Raw genomic sequence first — 15599 nt, 5'->3', positions numbered from 1 at the left:
CACTTTCTTTACACAAGAATATAAAAATGAAGTCATGCATTATTGTATGACTTCATTTTTATTCGTTGAAACTTTTACTTCATTTTCTATTACAACGAATTCCACGTCATCATTCTAGCAATCCCCCTACTCCCCTCACTACCAACTTTCTCAAGTTCCTCCACAACTAATTTTCGTCTCTCCACAGAATGATTTTGACTTAACTTCGCTTTTCCTTCTATTTTACTAATCTTAATTTTAAAACCAACTATCCCCTTACTTAATCCCGCCATATAATTCGGATCTACATCATCAAGTGAGTAGGTGCTCTGTGGATCTTCATATGTATGTACTAAATCTTGAAGAGAATCTATTAATGCCTGTTCATCTTCAACAATTTCTAATTCACCGTATACATGTACAGCAACATAATTCCATGTTGGTACTGCATTGGTTGTTTCATACCATGACGGCGAAATGTAACTATGTGGCCCTTGAAATATAGCTAGTACTTGTTGATTCCCACTATCTTTCCACTGTTCATTCGGACGTGCGAAATGGCCATGTAAAGTAAGGGTCTCCCTATGCAATAACAACGGTAAATGCGTTGCATACGGTTCCCCTTTATGTTGAGAAAATAACGTCGCAAAGCTATTTTGTTCAATTATTTCGTACTTCATCTCTTCATCTTCTATGGCGAAATATCTTGGTACGTACATAAGTTCCCTCTTTTCCGGTCTTTTCTATTTTATTTCCTATTATATTTAGTAATTGCATCAATCAACAGGGCCAGTTTGTATTTGTTTTACAATGGCAGCGTTCAATTTAAAAAGAATAGGCCGCATGTACTCAATGCGACCTTAGTTTATGTTCCCTAATATATTTGTAATAAATGCCGTCTTACCTTCACTATAACTAGCTCGATTTTTCGATTCTCTTGCTAGCTCTTCCTTCAAACGTCCATACTGATTAGCTATCTCAATATGTTCACGAAGATAATCCCGAAACGCTACATGTCTCCTCAGCTCTTCACTATTCTTATCACACACATATAGATGCTGTTCCATCCAACCTGTATTTTCCTCATTCCACGGAACGAAGGCATCCTTTCTTCCAAACGCCTCTCTCCCCTTGAAGCTCCATTCCGCTTGATGATAATATCCTATCGTTTCAAGTTTTTTTACTACTTCAGGAAAGATTTCATAATCTTCTATTACAATATCAATATCTAATATTGGTTTTGCTACAAGTCCTTTAATAGATGTACTCCCAACATGTTCAATAGATAAAATGCTGTCTCCCATTACATCGTTAATGAAATTTTGTAGCTTATTAAATTCACTTTCCCATTTGATGTTATATTCTTCGATAGTAATTCTCTGTTTCAATATATCCCTCTTCCCAATACAATTTACAACCTTTGAATATGAGTATCTTTAAAATCCGTCTCATATTTCAAGCCATATCCAAACATTCGATCCATTCCAATATGCGCTGTCCATATTAAGCCAATCATTATAACGGTATCTACCTTAAAATAGACTCCTACTATAGCAATTAATATAGATATAATATACGTGTGACATATATTATAGATTTTAGCACCTATATGATTATTTATCCCATACGCTAACATTGATAAATCTGGAGCTAAAAGGAACAGAAAAAATATTATCCAACTAAATTCATATATTGAATACGTATAAATCGCGGCTAACAAAACAACGAGTCCTTCAAAATGCACAATGCGTTTTTGCATTTTTGACCATCCCTACTTTTCTATATTTACCGATAATTTTTCATCACTAAAAGTATTCTTTGCATTTTTTGACCAGATGGTCGCTAAAATTGGTCCTGCAATGTTATGCCATACTGCTGCTAATACGCTTGGAAGTGCAGCCGCCGGGCCAAAATGTGCTGTTGCTAGTGCAACACCTAGACCTGAATTTTGCATTCCTACTTCTATTGAAATGGCTCTTCTTGTCCCTTCGTCTAGTCTAAGTATGAATGCTGTTATATAGCCAAGTAAGAAACCGAAAGCATTGTGGAGCATAACTGCGATAAAGATAAGAAGACCTGAAGAAGTAATGCTACTTACATTGGCTGAAACAACTGCAGAAACAATAATGATAATTGCTAAAACTGATATTAAAGGGATAACGGTCATTCCTTTCGTAACAGTTTTAGGGAAAAACTTCTTCACCACTAATCCTAAAATAATAGGTATAATAATGACTTGTACGATAGAAAGAAACATAGACATAGGATTCACTGGCATCCATTGTCCTGCAAGTAATAATAAAATAAGAGGTGTAGCAATTGGTGCTAGTAACGTTGATAATGACGTCATAGCAATTGACAATGCTAAGTTTCCTTTCGCTAAATACACCATAACATTTGATGCGGTGCCGCCCGGTACTGAACCGAGCAACACTAATCCAGCTGCTAATTCGGCTGGTAAGTTCATAACGTAGGCTAGTACGTATGCGACAAGTGGCATAATAATAAACTGAGCACATACACCGATAATAACTGGCAATGGTTTTGTAGCAATGATTTTAAAATCAACAGCCTTTAATGTTAATCCCATCCCAAACATGACAACTCCAAGTAAAATTGTTATGTAACTAGTTAACCCAAGAAATGGAGTAGGAATAAAATATGCAATAGCTGCAATACAAATAACCCAAAATGCAAAATATTTTCCAGCTATATTACTTATCGCTTCTAGTACTTTCACCCAATCATCCCCTATCTTTCAACTGAAAAACTTTATTCGGATTCAAAATATTTTGCGGATCAAGAGCTTTCTTTATTTTCTCCATTACGAATAGTGCCTCCCCGTGTTCTTCTTCTTGATACTTTTGTTTTCCGATTCCAACACCATGTTCTCCCGTACACGTTCCCCCTCGTTTAAGAGCATACAAAACGATATTTTCATTTATTTCGTCTGCCTTCTTCACTTCTTCTTTATCGTTTGGATCAACCATTAAAAGCACGTGGAAATTCCCATCTCCTACATGGCCAAGAATACCACCAACAAGACCAACCTTATCTAATGTCTCTTTCGCATGTTGTATTGCACCAGCTAATTCTGAAATTGGTACACATACGTCTGTACTCATAAGCTTTTTACCAGGATAACTATGAACGTAAGAGTATGCTAGAGTATGCCGCGCATCCCATAATTTGTTTCTCGCCGCAGTTTCCGTTTCAAAAGCAACTTCTTTACATTTATGATCAAACACAATTTCCTTCGTGAATTCAATATCTTGCTTTAAACCTGCTTCATTACCGTGAAACTCTAAAAATAATGTAGGCTCTTCTCTGTAACTTGTTTCATTATAATGATTTACTTGTTTCATAGATAATTCATCTACAAGTTCAATTCTCGCAATTGGAATACCCGCTTGCAAAATATGTATAACCGCCTCTACTGCATCATTTACAGTTGGAAACGACGCTCTCGCTGCCATAATATGTTCTGGTATGCCGTATACTTTTAAAGTTAACTCTGTAAAGCATCCAAGCGTACCTTCTGACCCTACGAAAATACCATTTAAATGATAACCTGATGATGACTTCGCCGCTAAATTCCCCGTATGTATTACTTCTCCATCAGCGAGAACAACTTCTAAATCTCGAACTTGATCACGCATTACGCCATACTTTACCGCCGTCGTTCCGCTTGCATTTGTAGCAGCCATTCCTCCTAACGTCGCATCGGCTCCAGGATCTACACTAAAAAACAATCCATACTTTTTCAATTCTTTATTAAGCTGAGAGCGAGTCACTCCTGGCTGTACTCTCACTAGAAAATCTTTCTCTCTTATTTCGAGTATTTTATTCATAAGTGAAAAGTCCATTGTAATTCCTTTTTCATACGGAATAACATGTCCTTCTAGACTAGATCCTACCCCAAACGGAACGACAGGTTTTTTATGCTCACTCGCTACTTTCATTATTCTACTAACCTCTTCGGTCGTTTTCGGAAAAACAACTACATCAGGTAAACTACTAGTATGATAAGATTCATCTTTACTATGTAACTCTCTTACTGTCATATTTACAACTACTCGATCTTCGGGAAGTACACCCTTTAATTCATTTACTAAACGCTCTACCGTTATTTCCATCGTACACTCTCCTACTTTCTATAAATTAGAATTACAAAATATGTTAACTATTTTATACATAATAATCGGAAAAATTAAATAATTCAAGTTTTACATATACGAAATTCGTTTACTTCTGTCAAAAAAATAAAAAGAACTTGCAATACATATTGCAAGTTCTTTTCTAGAAAACTATATTTTAAATGACTTCTTTATTAACAGCATAAACCAAATTAAAGTAACTGCCATCAGCGAATGAGAAAATCCTACAATGTAAGTTAACCCTTTAAAATCCGCTCCATTTAGCTGAAGAAGCCCTCTCGCTGCTAGCGAACCTAACATTAAAGTTAATGCGATATTATGTACAATAAACCACTTATTAAAACTTTTCGCTTCATGAAACGCGAATACTTTTGCTAATCCTAAAGCAATTAAAAAGAAGAAAAAGCCGAGTACAAGTGTATGTGTATGCAAAAGATTTAACAAAGTAGATCCTAAAATTTCTTTATACTTTCCATACTCCCTAGCGAAAATTCCTGATAATAAACCGATAATCAAATACGTAAACGATGCATTATATAATTTCTTCATTATGTACCTCCTTGAGTAGAATGTGTAGTGTGTCATATTTAGTAATAATGATAGTTATATAGTAAAAACTCCTAGTTACCTAGGAGTCATTGTATAAGTATCTCACTCTTTACAATCAATCCTAATTATAAAATATCCCTTTATACAAAACAAACGAACTTTATGTGAACAAATAGGGCATAATTAAAATATGTTGCACTTTTGTATTTCGCAACCCATACTAATTGTTATAACTATTAAAGGTGGTGCAATGGATTGATAGTTCTTGAAACTGAACGACTCGTTCTTCGCTGGTTTGATATAAAAGACGCTCCATTTATTCTAGAATTAGTAAACGATCCTGCATGGATCCAGTTTATTGGTGATAAAAGGATTAAAAACTTAGACGATGCAAAAAAATACATCTTAAATGGCCCCGTTGATATGTATAATAAAATGGGCTTTGGTCTTTACTTAGTAGAGCGAAAAGAAGATTTCACTCCACTTGGTATGTGCGGACTTATTAAAAGAGATTCATTAGAAGATGTCGATATTGGTTTTGCCTTTTTAGAGAAATTCCGTTCAAAGGGGTATGGTTTTGAATCCGCTTCTGCTGTAATAGACTACGGTGTACAGAACCTAGGTATGAAACGAATTGTAGCAATTACTACTATTGATAACATCAATTCCGGAAAGCTTTTAGAAAAAGTAGGATTGCAGTTCGAAAAGATAATTTCAGACTCAGGAGAAGATTTAAAATTATTCGGGTATAACGCGTAAAAAAGGCTCGCCATAAATGGCGAACCTTTTTTACTAATTTTATAATAATATGTTACGTTACATGATAGTTCGCGTTAGTTCTTTTAATTGCCAATACCCCTTTCATATCACATTTTGGTACTTTATAGAAATAACTCTTCTGCTTATAAATATATTATATTAATATATTAAATAAAGAGAGTGAGAATAAATGGAACAACATGATATTAATTCTTTAGAACAACCACTTTTTTCTAATTCTTCAATTCATTGCATTTATATTAATCATTTTTATCTTATATATGAAGATATTCTGTGTAATACTGCATTTCGCTACAACTGCTATTGTTACCCGTAATACAACCTGCAATAGCGATAGGTAACAATTTACTATACAAGGAACAAAATTTACCTGCTCCTCCATATTATTGTATTATCTTACTTTGAAAAAATAATTATTATTAACAGTATTTATGAAGATATTCTGTGTAATGCTGCATTTCGCTACAACTGCTACTGTTACCTGCCATACAACCTGCAATAGCGATAGGTAACAATTTACTATACAAGGAACAAAATTTACCTGCTCCTCCATTAGATAGCGACGTTTCCATTTCTTCATCTGCTAGTTTACGCAATAAATTAGTCATTACTTTCTCCTCCATTTAGTGATTTAACTATCTTTATTATTCAGAGCTAAAACTCAAAGAGAAAGCTCTTACATTTATTACAACATCATTTCCTTTATATGTTAATTATTTTTTGTTGTCTTGTTAGTTAAAGGGGTACTTAGTACAAAAAATAACCGTAGATTGTAGCACGAACACTGTTCTTGTTATAATTATTTTTTTCAGAACGTCTATAATCCTCTTTTAAAAAATATATGTAAATATAATAAAAAACGAATGATTAATAGAAATATTCTACACCACTCGTTTTTTATCGGACTTCTTTTTACTGTACTTTTATTTTCTTTATGAGTTATTAGAAAAATAATTGTCTATATAAGTCTTTATTTTTTCAAAATCCTTTTCCATAAATAAGATTGCTGGTACTTCAATTATTGGAAGATTATTTTCATTATCAAAAGGTGGACACGGTTTGGGAACTACCAAATAGTCAACTGAGTTTTTATCCCTAATATAATTAATCGAAACATCATAATACTTAGAAAAATATCCCTTCAAATCATCCTGATTCCTTAAAAATGGTAGAGAAAATATTGAACCATAATTTATACCAGCGTCGACAATTAATACAAAGCATATTTTTTTCATGATACACCCTCCTCGTATAATAAGTTTTAAGTTAATAACTGTTCCTTGAAAATTAAGTAGTTTTTATCTTCAAGAGCTACATCAAAAAAATGATGTATGGGTAAAATTTAGTCTTGGATACTGGGGGATTTCCCCAGATAATAGAAGTATGGAAATGGATCCATCAGGAATATGCTTACTCCTCCTGTAGTTCGACCACGTTAAAAAACTGTGCCCCAGACCAAAATGCACTGCATACGCACAAGCTGTATCGGTTTCCTTCACTTACCTCTCATAGTGGTGGGAGGGCAGCTTAGGTGAAGGCAATCATTGAATACTCATACGCGAGGTTGTCGCTATGTTTTGGACTCTAGAGAGATCCCACAGTATCCAAGCTCATTCCAAATACTACTCAAAGAAAGGAAGTCCTTTCCATGAGATTATTCGTAGCTATTGATGTAAGCTCTGAAAAACTTGATGTATGTTTTCTTGACAGTCATGACACTTGTTTTCGTAATCCGAAATTAGCTTTAGCTTCTAGAAGAAACTATATGGCCAGCTCATATCCTGTCGGTATCTTGAGTGTTGATTTTACATGGAACGACTTTACTTAGGCGAAAAGTCTAAACTTTTTTACGGATCTAATCGGCTTTATATTTGAGAGATATTGTCTTATCGTGTTTTTTATGACATTTAGTTGGTGGCCCCGTGGTGTAATTAGAAAAAGGTAACACTGATAAAAACAGGTTTCCTTTTTCTTTATATTCAATTAAATTATATCATTATTTTACATAAATTTACAGACTTTGTTCTTTTTATTTTATTGGTAAACTTATGCTTAGCATGAATTGGAGGGATATATATGATAGATTATAGAATAATTTCAAGAGAAAACTATTCAAATAAGATTGGAGAGCTTGTAACAATGCTTGAACATACAAGAGATGTTACATTGAGCGAAATCTCCAATTTAAACCAAAGTGATTTAGATTTCTTACCAAACGGTAATTCAAACACTATTGGTTCTCTCTTATCACATATTGCAGCGATGGAGTTTGTTCATCAAGTTATCTCGTTTGAAAAAAGGGATTTAACTGAAAGTGAATATCTAAAGTGGCGAATTTCTTTAGAACTTGGAGACAAAGCAAGGGAAGGAATAAAAAAGCAATCTTTAGATTATTATTTGAATGAATTATCACAAGTTAGAGAAAATACACTAACATATCTGAAATCAAAACAAGATAGCTGGTTATTCGAGGAAAACAAGTGGGATAATGGTGTGCCTTATAATAATTACTACTTGTGGTTTCACGTTATGGAAGACGAAATTAATCATCGTGGACAAATAAGAACAATTAAGCGATTGATGGGAATGAGTCAACTACCCCCACTGAGATAAAACGTTTCAGTGGGGGCTTGAGTTAGAATACTAGGTCTTTTCGGTCTATCGCTAGACAGTTTGACGCTCTAGCATTTATGCCACCTTATGGTAACACCCCCAAGTATGTTTTTGGTTGGTACTGGCAACGAACGATTGTTTTCCCACTTGCACCACCCTTTCAAAAAAGAGCAATTCTTCCTTATAGAAGAAGCCACCACTCAGATGAATCCGGCGTGTGCTACAAGCCCCGACAAGTCGAGTACACATGGATAGTTGACGCACCCACTAAGCTATGCGCGAAGCAACAGCCTTACGTTTTTGCACTTTTAATAGAATCGGCGTTTTCACTTTGAGATTTTCATCTAATTCTACAACTTTTGATTTTCCCAATGTATTCAGCGCACCATTAATATCCGCATGGATACATGTTCCTGCTTTACTTTGGTACAGACCACGCGTGATTCGTTTGCCACTAAAGCGATAATGGGTCCTATCCTCCTTAGACCAAACTGGAACCGGATCTTTATCAAGAAAACTGGCTTTTGAGGTATAGCTTTCTTCTTGTTTTAAAAAGCGAATGCCTTCTTTTACACATTTATTCTCAATCGCTGCCATCAGTTTATGAAATGGGATTTGAACAAATGTTTGATTATTCTTTTTTCCCATATCAGATTTTTGTTTCCAAGCAGCGTTATACCCTACGACAACCGTATCTATGTTGTATGCTCTCACTTTTTTGAACAACAGGCCTACAGTTTGTGAAATGTAACCATTTATTTGTCGTTCTCGTTTATGCCAAAGTGCAGCCATTTTATTCGTTACAATTCGTTTAGAAAGTCCATTTCCCACATTTTTTAGTTGCAGATTACGTATCATTTTGTTGAAGTACTGGTTAATAGATTTTAATTTTTTCCCATCAATTAAAAATGCATCACCTGTATTTGTCACACAACTTAACAATCTGTCTACACCTAAATCGCAACTCAAAGCGTTACTCGTAGTCGTGGATGGTTTCTTCATTTGAGAAATGTGCATTTCATATGTATAATGCACCTCAAAGAACCGACCTTTTTGCTTCGGTACAATCTCAATGTAGGAGATTTGTTTATGTCTTACGTTTTTAGGCATACGTATTTTAATGGAACCGAATTTTTTCCTGAATACAACATTCATCGGAATGATCCAATATCCGTTCTCATCCACTTTTGGCACTTGATAGATTTCAATGATTCGTTTGTCCGTTGAACGAGAGTAATTCGGAAACTTCGGGCGACCTGTGAAGGTTTCAGGTTTTTTCTTCCACTGTTCCAACGCTTTAAAAAAGCTCTTCACTTCTGTAAATAAGGCTCTACGAATCGCTTGAACAGAGTTTGATTGAACACCCCAGTAGTTCATATCAGCCTGCATGGCATTGTCCACTTCTTTTACAGTAGCCATTTTATTATGGGTCAAATAACTTTGTTTCATCGTGTACAATCCAACATTTCGTAACGCTTTTGAGCTACGTGACATGCGTTGCAGTAAACGAAATTCTTTTGCAGTAAGGCAAGCTCGTCCGATATTCTGTTTCTGCGTGAATCGCTGTATATTTTCTCTTTTCTTTTGTTTCCGTAATACTTTCACTGCTTTCTTTCTAGCCATTGTTTTCACCACCTTTCTTAGAGAGTTCATTACAATTAATTACTTTTGACAAATCAATATTTAGAACGGAACAAAATGTGAACATGGTCTTCATCGTAATTCTTTTTGATTCAAGTAGCTAAATGATTATGATTATCATTATCTAATTTCGTTGTCTTACGATATATTCCCTCCTTATCTAGGGCAGATTATATCGTAAGACAAAAGAAACAAAATTGTTTCGTCTACCTGTTGACGGCAATTCATCTCCACCTGAATTGTTGGGCTTCACCCGTAACACAAATCAGATGGATTCTTCTTGCCGAAAAGGATAAAACATAAATTATCACACATCCATTTATCGATATGAAAGAATTTTACTAAAATACACTTAATACTCCGATCTTTTTATGTTAATATTTTAAATATTAACATAAAATAAACAACTTCTATTTTTAACCGCCTACTCATTTTCTTTAAAAACAAAGGTGAATTACATGAAATGAGGTTGAGAAAATCAGGAAAACGCCTTCATTTTTTGTTTTAATTTTTTATAAATACTACATAAATAAAGGAGCTTGCCAACAATGAATGTCTCTTTACTTACACCTACTACCAATTTACAAGAAGAATACTTAGATTTTTATAACGAATGGAAAGATAGCGGTGAAACGATGATTCCGTGGGTTATTTCAAAAGATCCTTCTAACTTCCCCTCTATGATTCAAGAATTACTCGATGCACATAACGGAATAAACATTCCTGAAACGTGGGTGCCAGACTCTACGTATTGGCTCGTTACAGATGAAAATAAAATTGTAGGAGCTGTTAATATACGTCATAGTTTAACAGAGCATTTGTTTAACGCTGGCGGTCATATCGGTTATGGCATTCGCCCTTCTGAAAGAAGAAAAGGTTATGCTACGAAGTTACTAGCGTTATCATTAGAAAAAACGAAGGAATTAAACATTACGAAAGCACTTGTCGTTTGCGACGAAGTGAATACAGCTTCAGAGAAAACAATTTTGCATAATGGTGGCCTTCGCGATAAAGATTTCACTGAAGAAAATGGTAATGTTGTAAGAAGGTTCTGGATTGAGCTATGAATAATCAAAAAGAAGCCAGAAAGTGATTACACACACACTTTCTGGCTTCTTTTATACTACTTCTATTTCAAACTGAACTGTAATACCGCTTGGATCTACTACTGTAAATCCATTTGAAATTTCATTTATTTCATGCTGTTTTTCTACTAATCTTTCTTTCACTTCATCTAACGCTTCTTTATGCGGTAATACAATTGTATATACCTTAAGTCCAGTTGCATGAGTCGGTGGGTGCGGATTATTTACTCCATTCCACGTATTTGCACCGATATGGTGATGATATCCTCCTGCAGAAATGAATAAGCAATCTTCTTCACGCTGCTGCACTTCAAATCCTACTGTTTCTACATAAAACTCATGTGATTTCTCTACATCAGCTATTCGTAAATGTACGTGTCCAACGACAGTATCTGCAGGTAATCCATCAAACTCATAATCAACGAGTGTTGCCAGTTCTTTTAAATCCAGTGGCGTACTTCCTCCTGGCCCTTCTCCCCATTGATCACGCGGACGATCAGCATAAATTTCAATACCATTTCCTTCTAGATCTTGTAAATAAAATGCTTCGCTATACGTATGATCACTTGCACTATTAAACCTTGAAATTGGTAAAATTTCATTTGAATATGTATAACGTCCTTCTTGCTCAGCCGGACTGTCAATTACCTTTTTATTGCGAATAACCCCAAATAGTGCCGAAGCAAAATCTTCACGAGTTGGAACTAAAAAAGCAACATGATATATACCCGTTGTACGTGGTTCTTGCAGTACCCCATCCTCTAACTTTTCAAGAACAAGTAACGTATTCTTACCACCTTTTCCAGCTAAATGCGCTTTATTCCCCTCTTGTTTAATTACTTCTAACCCTACCACATTCTCATAGAAAGCAATTTGACGATTTAAATCTTTCACTTTAAATTCCACATGACCAATACGTGTTTTTGGATGAATTTGTACCATAAATAACTTCCTCTCCTTATCCCAATATTTTCTCATTACATATAACCGTTACTATGAAGAATACAACCAAAATCATCCTATGTAAATAAGAAAAGTCAGAATTTATACATACTTCTATTTTCATAATAAAAAAGCCACCTCTTCTAACTTTCAGAAAAAGTGACTTTATAACTCTTATCTCATTTTATGTACTTCAGCAACTAACTTACCACCCTGAATGCCCATATAAAGCTTCACAGGTGCGTCATTCGTATTTTCAAATACTAAGTCTAAATATGGATATGCAATTGTAGCATCTCTTCCTTGTGGAACATAACCTACTGTTTTAGAGTGTGTCGTTCTCTCTACCATTTTCAAACCAGCTTGATCCGCTGCGTTATATAAAGTTGATGAAGTTTGACAAACACCACCGCCATATCCATCTACTAATTTACCATCTACTATTTCTTTTCCTAATTGATACCCTTTGTCTGGTGTCGTATCTCCGATTAATGCATTAAAAGAGAAACGGTCTCCTTTTGCTAATACAACTCCGTTTATGCTCGCTGCAGATAAACGAATGTTTTCAATTCGACCACCTGTTGAGCCACCTAAATTCGTTTCATATCTACCAACTACAGTACCACTTCCTTGCCCATCACTAAGTGTTGCGGTAGGCTTTTTCTCAGTAATTGGCAACTGGTATGAAGAATCCCACATACCAACGTTCAATAACTTATCTACTAATTCTTTTTCCATTAATTCATAAGAAGGCTTTCCTTCTTGCCAACTTCCATCAGGAGCTATACGTGAAGGAACCATCTTTTTGTCAACGCTTTTCCCAACTTCGCTAGCAACCTTTGTTACCGATTTTTTAAATTTTGCTTCATCTTCAAAATAACCTAAACTCGATAAATCTAATTTTTTCACTTCAGTACCAGTACGACCGTCAACTAAACTAATAGAATCCTGCACTTCTGCTTTAGCTTCTACAGTGTGTCCGCCAATATCGCTTACTAATGCAACATCACTTACTTTCGTACCGCAACCACTTACTACAGCTACACATAATACCCCAACCAATATACCCTTTATTTTACGGAACAATATACTCTCCCCTTTTTCCTAACATCACTCTTATGTATTATTTCATTTGTATGTATGTTTTATTACAATCATTTTACAATATATTTATAAATTGTTACAAGCTATTTTTTACTCTATTTAAGTTACTCTTTTCTTTTGTAAATGTCTATACATATTTATATTAATTTTCGAGTTTAATAACATTGTAACTTTAATGTAAACCATCTCCATCCAGTATATACCATTTACTAAGTGAAATACAAATGAAACACACTATTGTTTTACCTCTTTACACAACCACATAAGCCTGTAACTATTATACGAATTCAACATTTTTAGCCATTCTCCATAAGTACATCCCTCTTCCCTTTCTGCATATATGGGTATTTGCCGTGCCGCCGCTCCGCTTTCGCACATACATTATGATGAATTTAACCTAATTTAAAGAAACGGAGGATGTTATTATGTATCCCTACAATCCATACGATCCATATAATCAATATGCGTACCAACAACCACAATATGACTTACAAGCACAATACCAACCTTATATAGATCAAGCAGAGCAAGCGAATCCATATGAACAAAATCGACAATTTCAAATTCCAATCTCTTTCCCTGGCACTGGAAACCGTCAACTAGAACGACGAGTAAATGAACTTGAACAAAGAGTACGTCAACTAGAAAATACTGTTGAGCGTCATACACGTAGATTAAACCGCTTAAATCAGCGTTTACGTACAGTAGAAAACAGATTGAACATTCCATTTTCAGCACTAGACGACGGATTTTAATTTCAAAAATAAAAAATATATGAAGGAAGGGACTCCTCCTTCCTTCTATAAATTGACTAAAGTTTTCTCCATCTCTATACTGATAAGAGTTAACGAAATGAAACAAGGTGATAAATATGGATTTTGAAATAAATTTTCTTTCCTTTTATGTAGTACAAGTAGAAGGAAAAGGTGAAGCAGTTGATAAACGCTATAAACATTTTCAAACTTTAGACGCTGAAGAATATGAAGATAGCTCTTTAAAAGAATTTTTGAATGGTGAATTATTAAAAATATCAAAGCGAAAAGTAGAACGTCACGCGAAAACAGAACAAGCCCCAACAAAAATCGGTCGCTTTATTGTAGAAGAAGGGCACGAACTTGATTCAAACCCTCATTACAACCTTTTTAATCGCATTCGCTTTGCAGAAACGAAAGAAAACTTCAAAGATATGAGCGAACCTCTCGTTTATACATATCTTGACACAAGTGCTGTACGTGGTGGTGTGTTTTTAATCGCGCAGGCAAAACTACGCAAATACTTTGATGATCCATTCGTTTTCGTAATGAAATGTGACTTCGAACCGAAAGTCGCTTCCATTTCGGATGAATCAACACTGATTCGTAACGTTGAAATGGCCATCACAACAAAAAACATGAAATCTATCCAATATCCGTACATGCCTGAAGAAGGTATGGTTGAAGTAGGCGAACTAAAAATACACCAAGCATCACATGCCCGCTATTTTGAAGACTTCTTAAAATTCGTCGAGTATGAACGCTCTATGCCTGAAATTATGAAAACACAAGTAATGGACATGGTATACGACCAAATTGAAGATGTATTTGAAGAAGGTACGGAAGAACGCGAACAATTCGACCAAGCGATGGAAGTATGGGCTGCTAGTCCGAAACGCGAAATTATGGAACAGTTTTCAACCGAAGAAGTAATGGAAGCGACTGCTCAAATCGTCGAGCACGCTCCTGAAGTGGAATTAAAGTTAAAAGCAGATCATATCTCTGTGAAGGCACTACTTGCTGATTTCGGGGATCAAATACATATCGCAAAGGTAAATGACCGATACGTATTAATGATTGAGGCTGACACACTTACATTTGAGAAGGGATTCTCTCCAATTGAGTTTCTGAAGCCAGATGAGTTACAAGATGTGATTGAGCGGATTGAGAATAAGCAGCAGTATTCTTATGATCCGAACGGGATTGAATAAATTCTTCCATTTAACTATTTTTACTGAGCGCTATGAACAAGTGCTCTTTTATTTAGGACATAGTTGACATTTATATTAAAAACCGATTCTACTAAGAATCGGTTTTTCTACTTTATAACAAGATATGCTTATTTTTGCTCCAAGATAACATTGGTTGCAGGATCAATTAGATTCCTTCCTTGTTGTACAAGCTTATTTTCATTACAAATATTTGCTTCAATATTTGTATTTGTCCACGTCCTTCTATAAGCTTTTGATGTTTTTTCTTTTAATCACTATGTATGTTGTTACTATGAAAATTTCACTTAACTACCTCAAATTTATTATACTCGTAAAAAGATAATTGAAAACGATATTCCGGATGCTCTCTCACCCAATCGTAAACTTCTTCTAAAATATCCATTTTGTTTTGCAGGTCATTAAGTTCACTACATTTATCCCTTTTCTGTTTGCACAGAGGGCAGAACCCATTCACCATTTCGGCTTTCATCACACGAATCGTTTTACTTTCTAAGTCAACTACTAGACGAAGAATAAAAGAATGTTCTTCTTTTGTAGTCACCGTCATTTCAGCAATTTTATCTTCATTCCAAAAGACTCCGTTTAATCCCATCTGTACGGTGACATCTTTGATATCCAAGTCTATCATTATCACATCTCCCTCGTATAAAACTCTTACCTTACTCTTCGATTTTAATCTTTAATACACCACGATTTAAAGAGATGTTAGGCTTTTCCCAATTTTTCTTCTTCGCTATAGAAGGTGTAATAAAAGCAAAAACTGTT

At 34.9% G+C, this 15599-nt stretch carries 17 protein-coding genes; 5 read left to right on the top strand and 12 right to left on the bottom strand.

Going from position 1 to position 15599, the window contains the following annotated elements; genetic code table 11:
* Window positions 1–89: 89 nt before the first annotated feature.
* The 6 genes from BAQ48_RS13245 to BAQ48_RS13220 form a co-directional block, all read right to left on the bottom strand.
* Entirely contained in the window at window positions 90–698 is a 609-nt protein-coding gene (locus BAQ48_RS13245; protein ID WP_071711434.1) for an FMN-binding negative transcriptional regulator, read from the bottom strand.
* A 141-nt stretch (window positions 699–839) separates the two neighbouring features.
* Window positions 840–1367, bottom strand: a complete 528-nt coding sequence (locus tag BAQ48_RS13240; RefSeq protein WP_071711433.1) for a GrpB family protein — start codon at window positions 1365–1367, stop codon at window positions 840–842.
* A 23-nt stretch (window positions 1368–1390) separates the two neighbouring features.
* A complete protein-coding gene (locus BAQ48_RS13235) occupies window positions 1391–1738 on the bottom strand; it encodes a DUF4260 domain-containing protein (RefSeq protein ID WP_071711432.1) in 348 nt (115 codons plus the stop codon).
* Between the two features lie 12 nt (window positions 1739–1750).
* Complete coding sequence (locus BAQ48_RS13230; RefSeq protein ID WP_071711431.1) at window positions 1751–2719, bottom strand: bile acid:sodium symporter family protein; 969 nt, start codon at window positions 2717–2719, stop codon at window positions 1751–1753.
* Between the two features lie 4 nt (window positions 2720–2723).
* On the bottom strand, window positions 2724–4115 hold the full coding sequence (locus BAQ48_RS13225) for an FAD-binding oxidoreductase (protein ID WP_071711430.1): 1392 nt from the start codon (window positions 4113–4115) through the stop codon (window positions 2724–2726).
* 171 nt (window positions 4116–4286) lie between these two features.
* A complete protein-coding gene (locus tag BAQ48_RS13220) occupies window positions 4287–4685 on the bottom strand; it encodes a DUF2871 family protein (RefSeq protein WP_071711429.1) in 399 nt (132 codons plus the stop codon).
* Between the two features lie 255 nt (window positions 4686–4940).
* Between BAQ48_RS13220 and BAQ48_RS13215 the strand changes: the two genes are divergently transcribed.
* The gene (locus tag BAQ48_RS13215) at window positions 4941–5444 is read left to right on the top strand and encodes a GNAT family N-acetyltransferase (protein WP_071711428.1); all 504 of its coding nucleotides are present in this window, start codon (window positions 4941–4943) and stop codon (window positions 5442–5444) included.
* 440 nt (window positions 5445–5884) lie between these two features.
* Here BAQ48_RS13215 and BAQ48_RS13210 read toward each other — a convergent pair whose 3' ends face one another.
* Together BAQ48_RS13210 and BAQ48_RS13205 are read right to left on the bottom strand one after the other, a co-directional pair.
* Window positions 5885–6073: a hypothetical protein gene (locus BAQ48_RS13210; protein WP_071711427.1), complete on the bottom strand. Its 189-nt coding sequence runs from the start codon at window positions 6071–6073 to the stop codon at window positions 5885–5887.
* 324 nt (window positions 6074–6397) lie between these two features.
* On the bottom strand, window positions 6398–6700 hold the full coding sequence (locus BAQ48_RS13205) for a hypothetical protein (RefSeq protein ID WP_000717620.1): 303 nt from the start codon (window positions 6698–6700) through the stop codon (window positions 6398–6400).
* An 841-nt stretch (window positions 6701–7541) separates the two neighbouring features.
* On the opposite strand from BAQ48_RS13205, the gene BAQ48_RS13195 reads away from it, so the two are divergent.
* Window positions 7542–8078, top strand: a complete 537-nt coding sequence (locus tag BAQ48_RS13195) for a DinB family protein (RefSeq protein WP_071711425.1) — start codon at window positions 7542–7544, stop codon at window positions 8076–8078.
* 267 nt (window positions 8079–8345) lie between these two features.
* On the opposite strand, the gene BAQ48_RS13185 is transcribed toward BAQ48_RS13195, so the two are convergent.
* The gene (locus tag BAQ48_RS13185) at window positions 8346–9701 is read right to left on the bottom strand and encodes an RNA-guided endonuclease TnpB family protein (protein WP_071711424.1); all 1356 of its coding nucleotides are present in this window, start codon (window positions 9699–9701) and stop codon (window positions 8346–8348) included.
* A 566-nt stretch (window positions 9702–10267) separates the two neighbouring features.
* Between BAQ48_RS13185 and BAQ48_RS13180 the strand changes: the two genes are divergently transcribed.
* A complete protein-coding gene (locus BAQ48_RS13180; RefSeq protein ID WP_071711423.1) occupies window positions 10268–10786 on the top strand; it encodes a GNAT family N-acetyltransferase in 519 nt (172 codons plus the stop codon).
* Window positions 10787–10837: 51 nt separating this feature from the next.
* Here BAQ48_RS13180 and BAQ48_RS13175 read toward each other — a convergent pair whose 3' ends face one another.
* Together BAQ48_RS13175 and BAQ48_RS13170 are read right to left on the bottom strand one after the other, a co-directional pair.
* On the bottom strand, window positions 10838–11746 hold the full coding sequence (locus tag BAQ48_RS13175) for a VOC family protein (RefSeq protein ID WP_071711422.1): 909 nt from the start codon (window positions 11744–11746) through the stop codon (window positions 10838–10840).
* Between the two features lie 174 nt (window positions 11747–11920).
* A complete protein-coding gene (locus BAQ48_RS13170; protein WP_071711421.1) occupies window positions 11921–12832 on the bottom strand; it encodes a VanW family protein in 912 nt (303 codons plus the stop codon).
* Between the two features lie 443 nt (window positions 12833–13275).
* Between BAQ48_RS13170 and BAQ48_RS13165 the strand changes: the two genes are divergently transcribed.
* Both BAQ48_RS13165 and BAQ48_RS13160 read left to right on the top strand, forming a co-directional pair.
* On the top strand, window positions 13276–13605 hold the full coding sequence (locus tag BAQ48_RS13165; protein ID WP_071711420.1) for a hypothetical protein: 330 nt from the start codon (window positions 13276–13278) through the stop codon (window positions 13603–13605).
* A gap of 116 nt (window positions 13606–13721) precedes the next feature.
* Window positions 13722–14813: a DUF3900 domain-containing protein gene (locus BAQ48_RS13160; RefSeq protein ID WP_000345024.1), complete on the top strand. Its 1092-nt coding sequence runs from the start codon at window positions 13722–13724 to the stop codon at window positions 14811–14813.
* A gap of 301 nt (window positions 14814–15114) precedes the next feature.
* Here BAQ48_RS13160 and BAQ48_RS13155 read toward each other — a convergent pair whose 3' ends face one another.
* On the bottom strand, window positions 15115–15462 hold the full coding sequence (locus BAQ48_RS13155; protein ID WP_071711419.1) for a hypothetical protein: 348 nt from the start codon (window positions 15460–15462) through the stop codon (window positions 15115–15117).
* Window positions 15463–15599 lie beyond the last annotated feature (137 nt).

Source organism: Bacillus luti (assembly GCF_001884105.1).
GTDB classification, from domain to species: domain Bacteria; phylum Bacillota; class Bacilli; order Bacillales; family Bacillaceae_G; genus Bacillus_A; species Bacillus_A luti.
The sequence above is the reverse complement of the archived record's forward strand: the minus strand, read 5'-3'. Positions and strand labels throughout refer to the sequence as shown.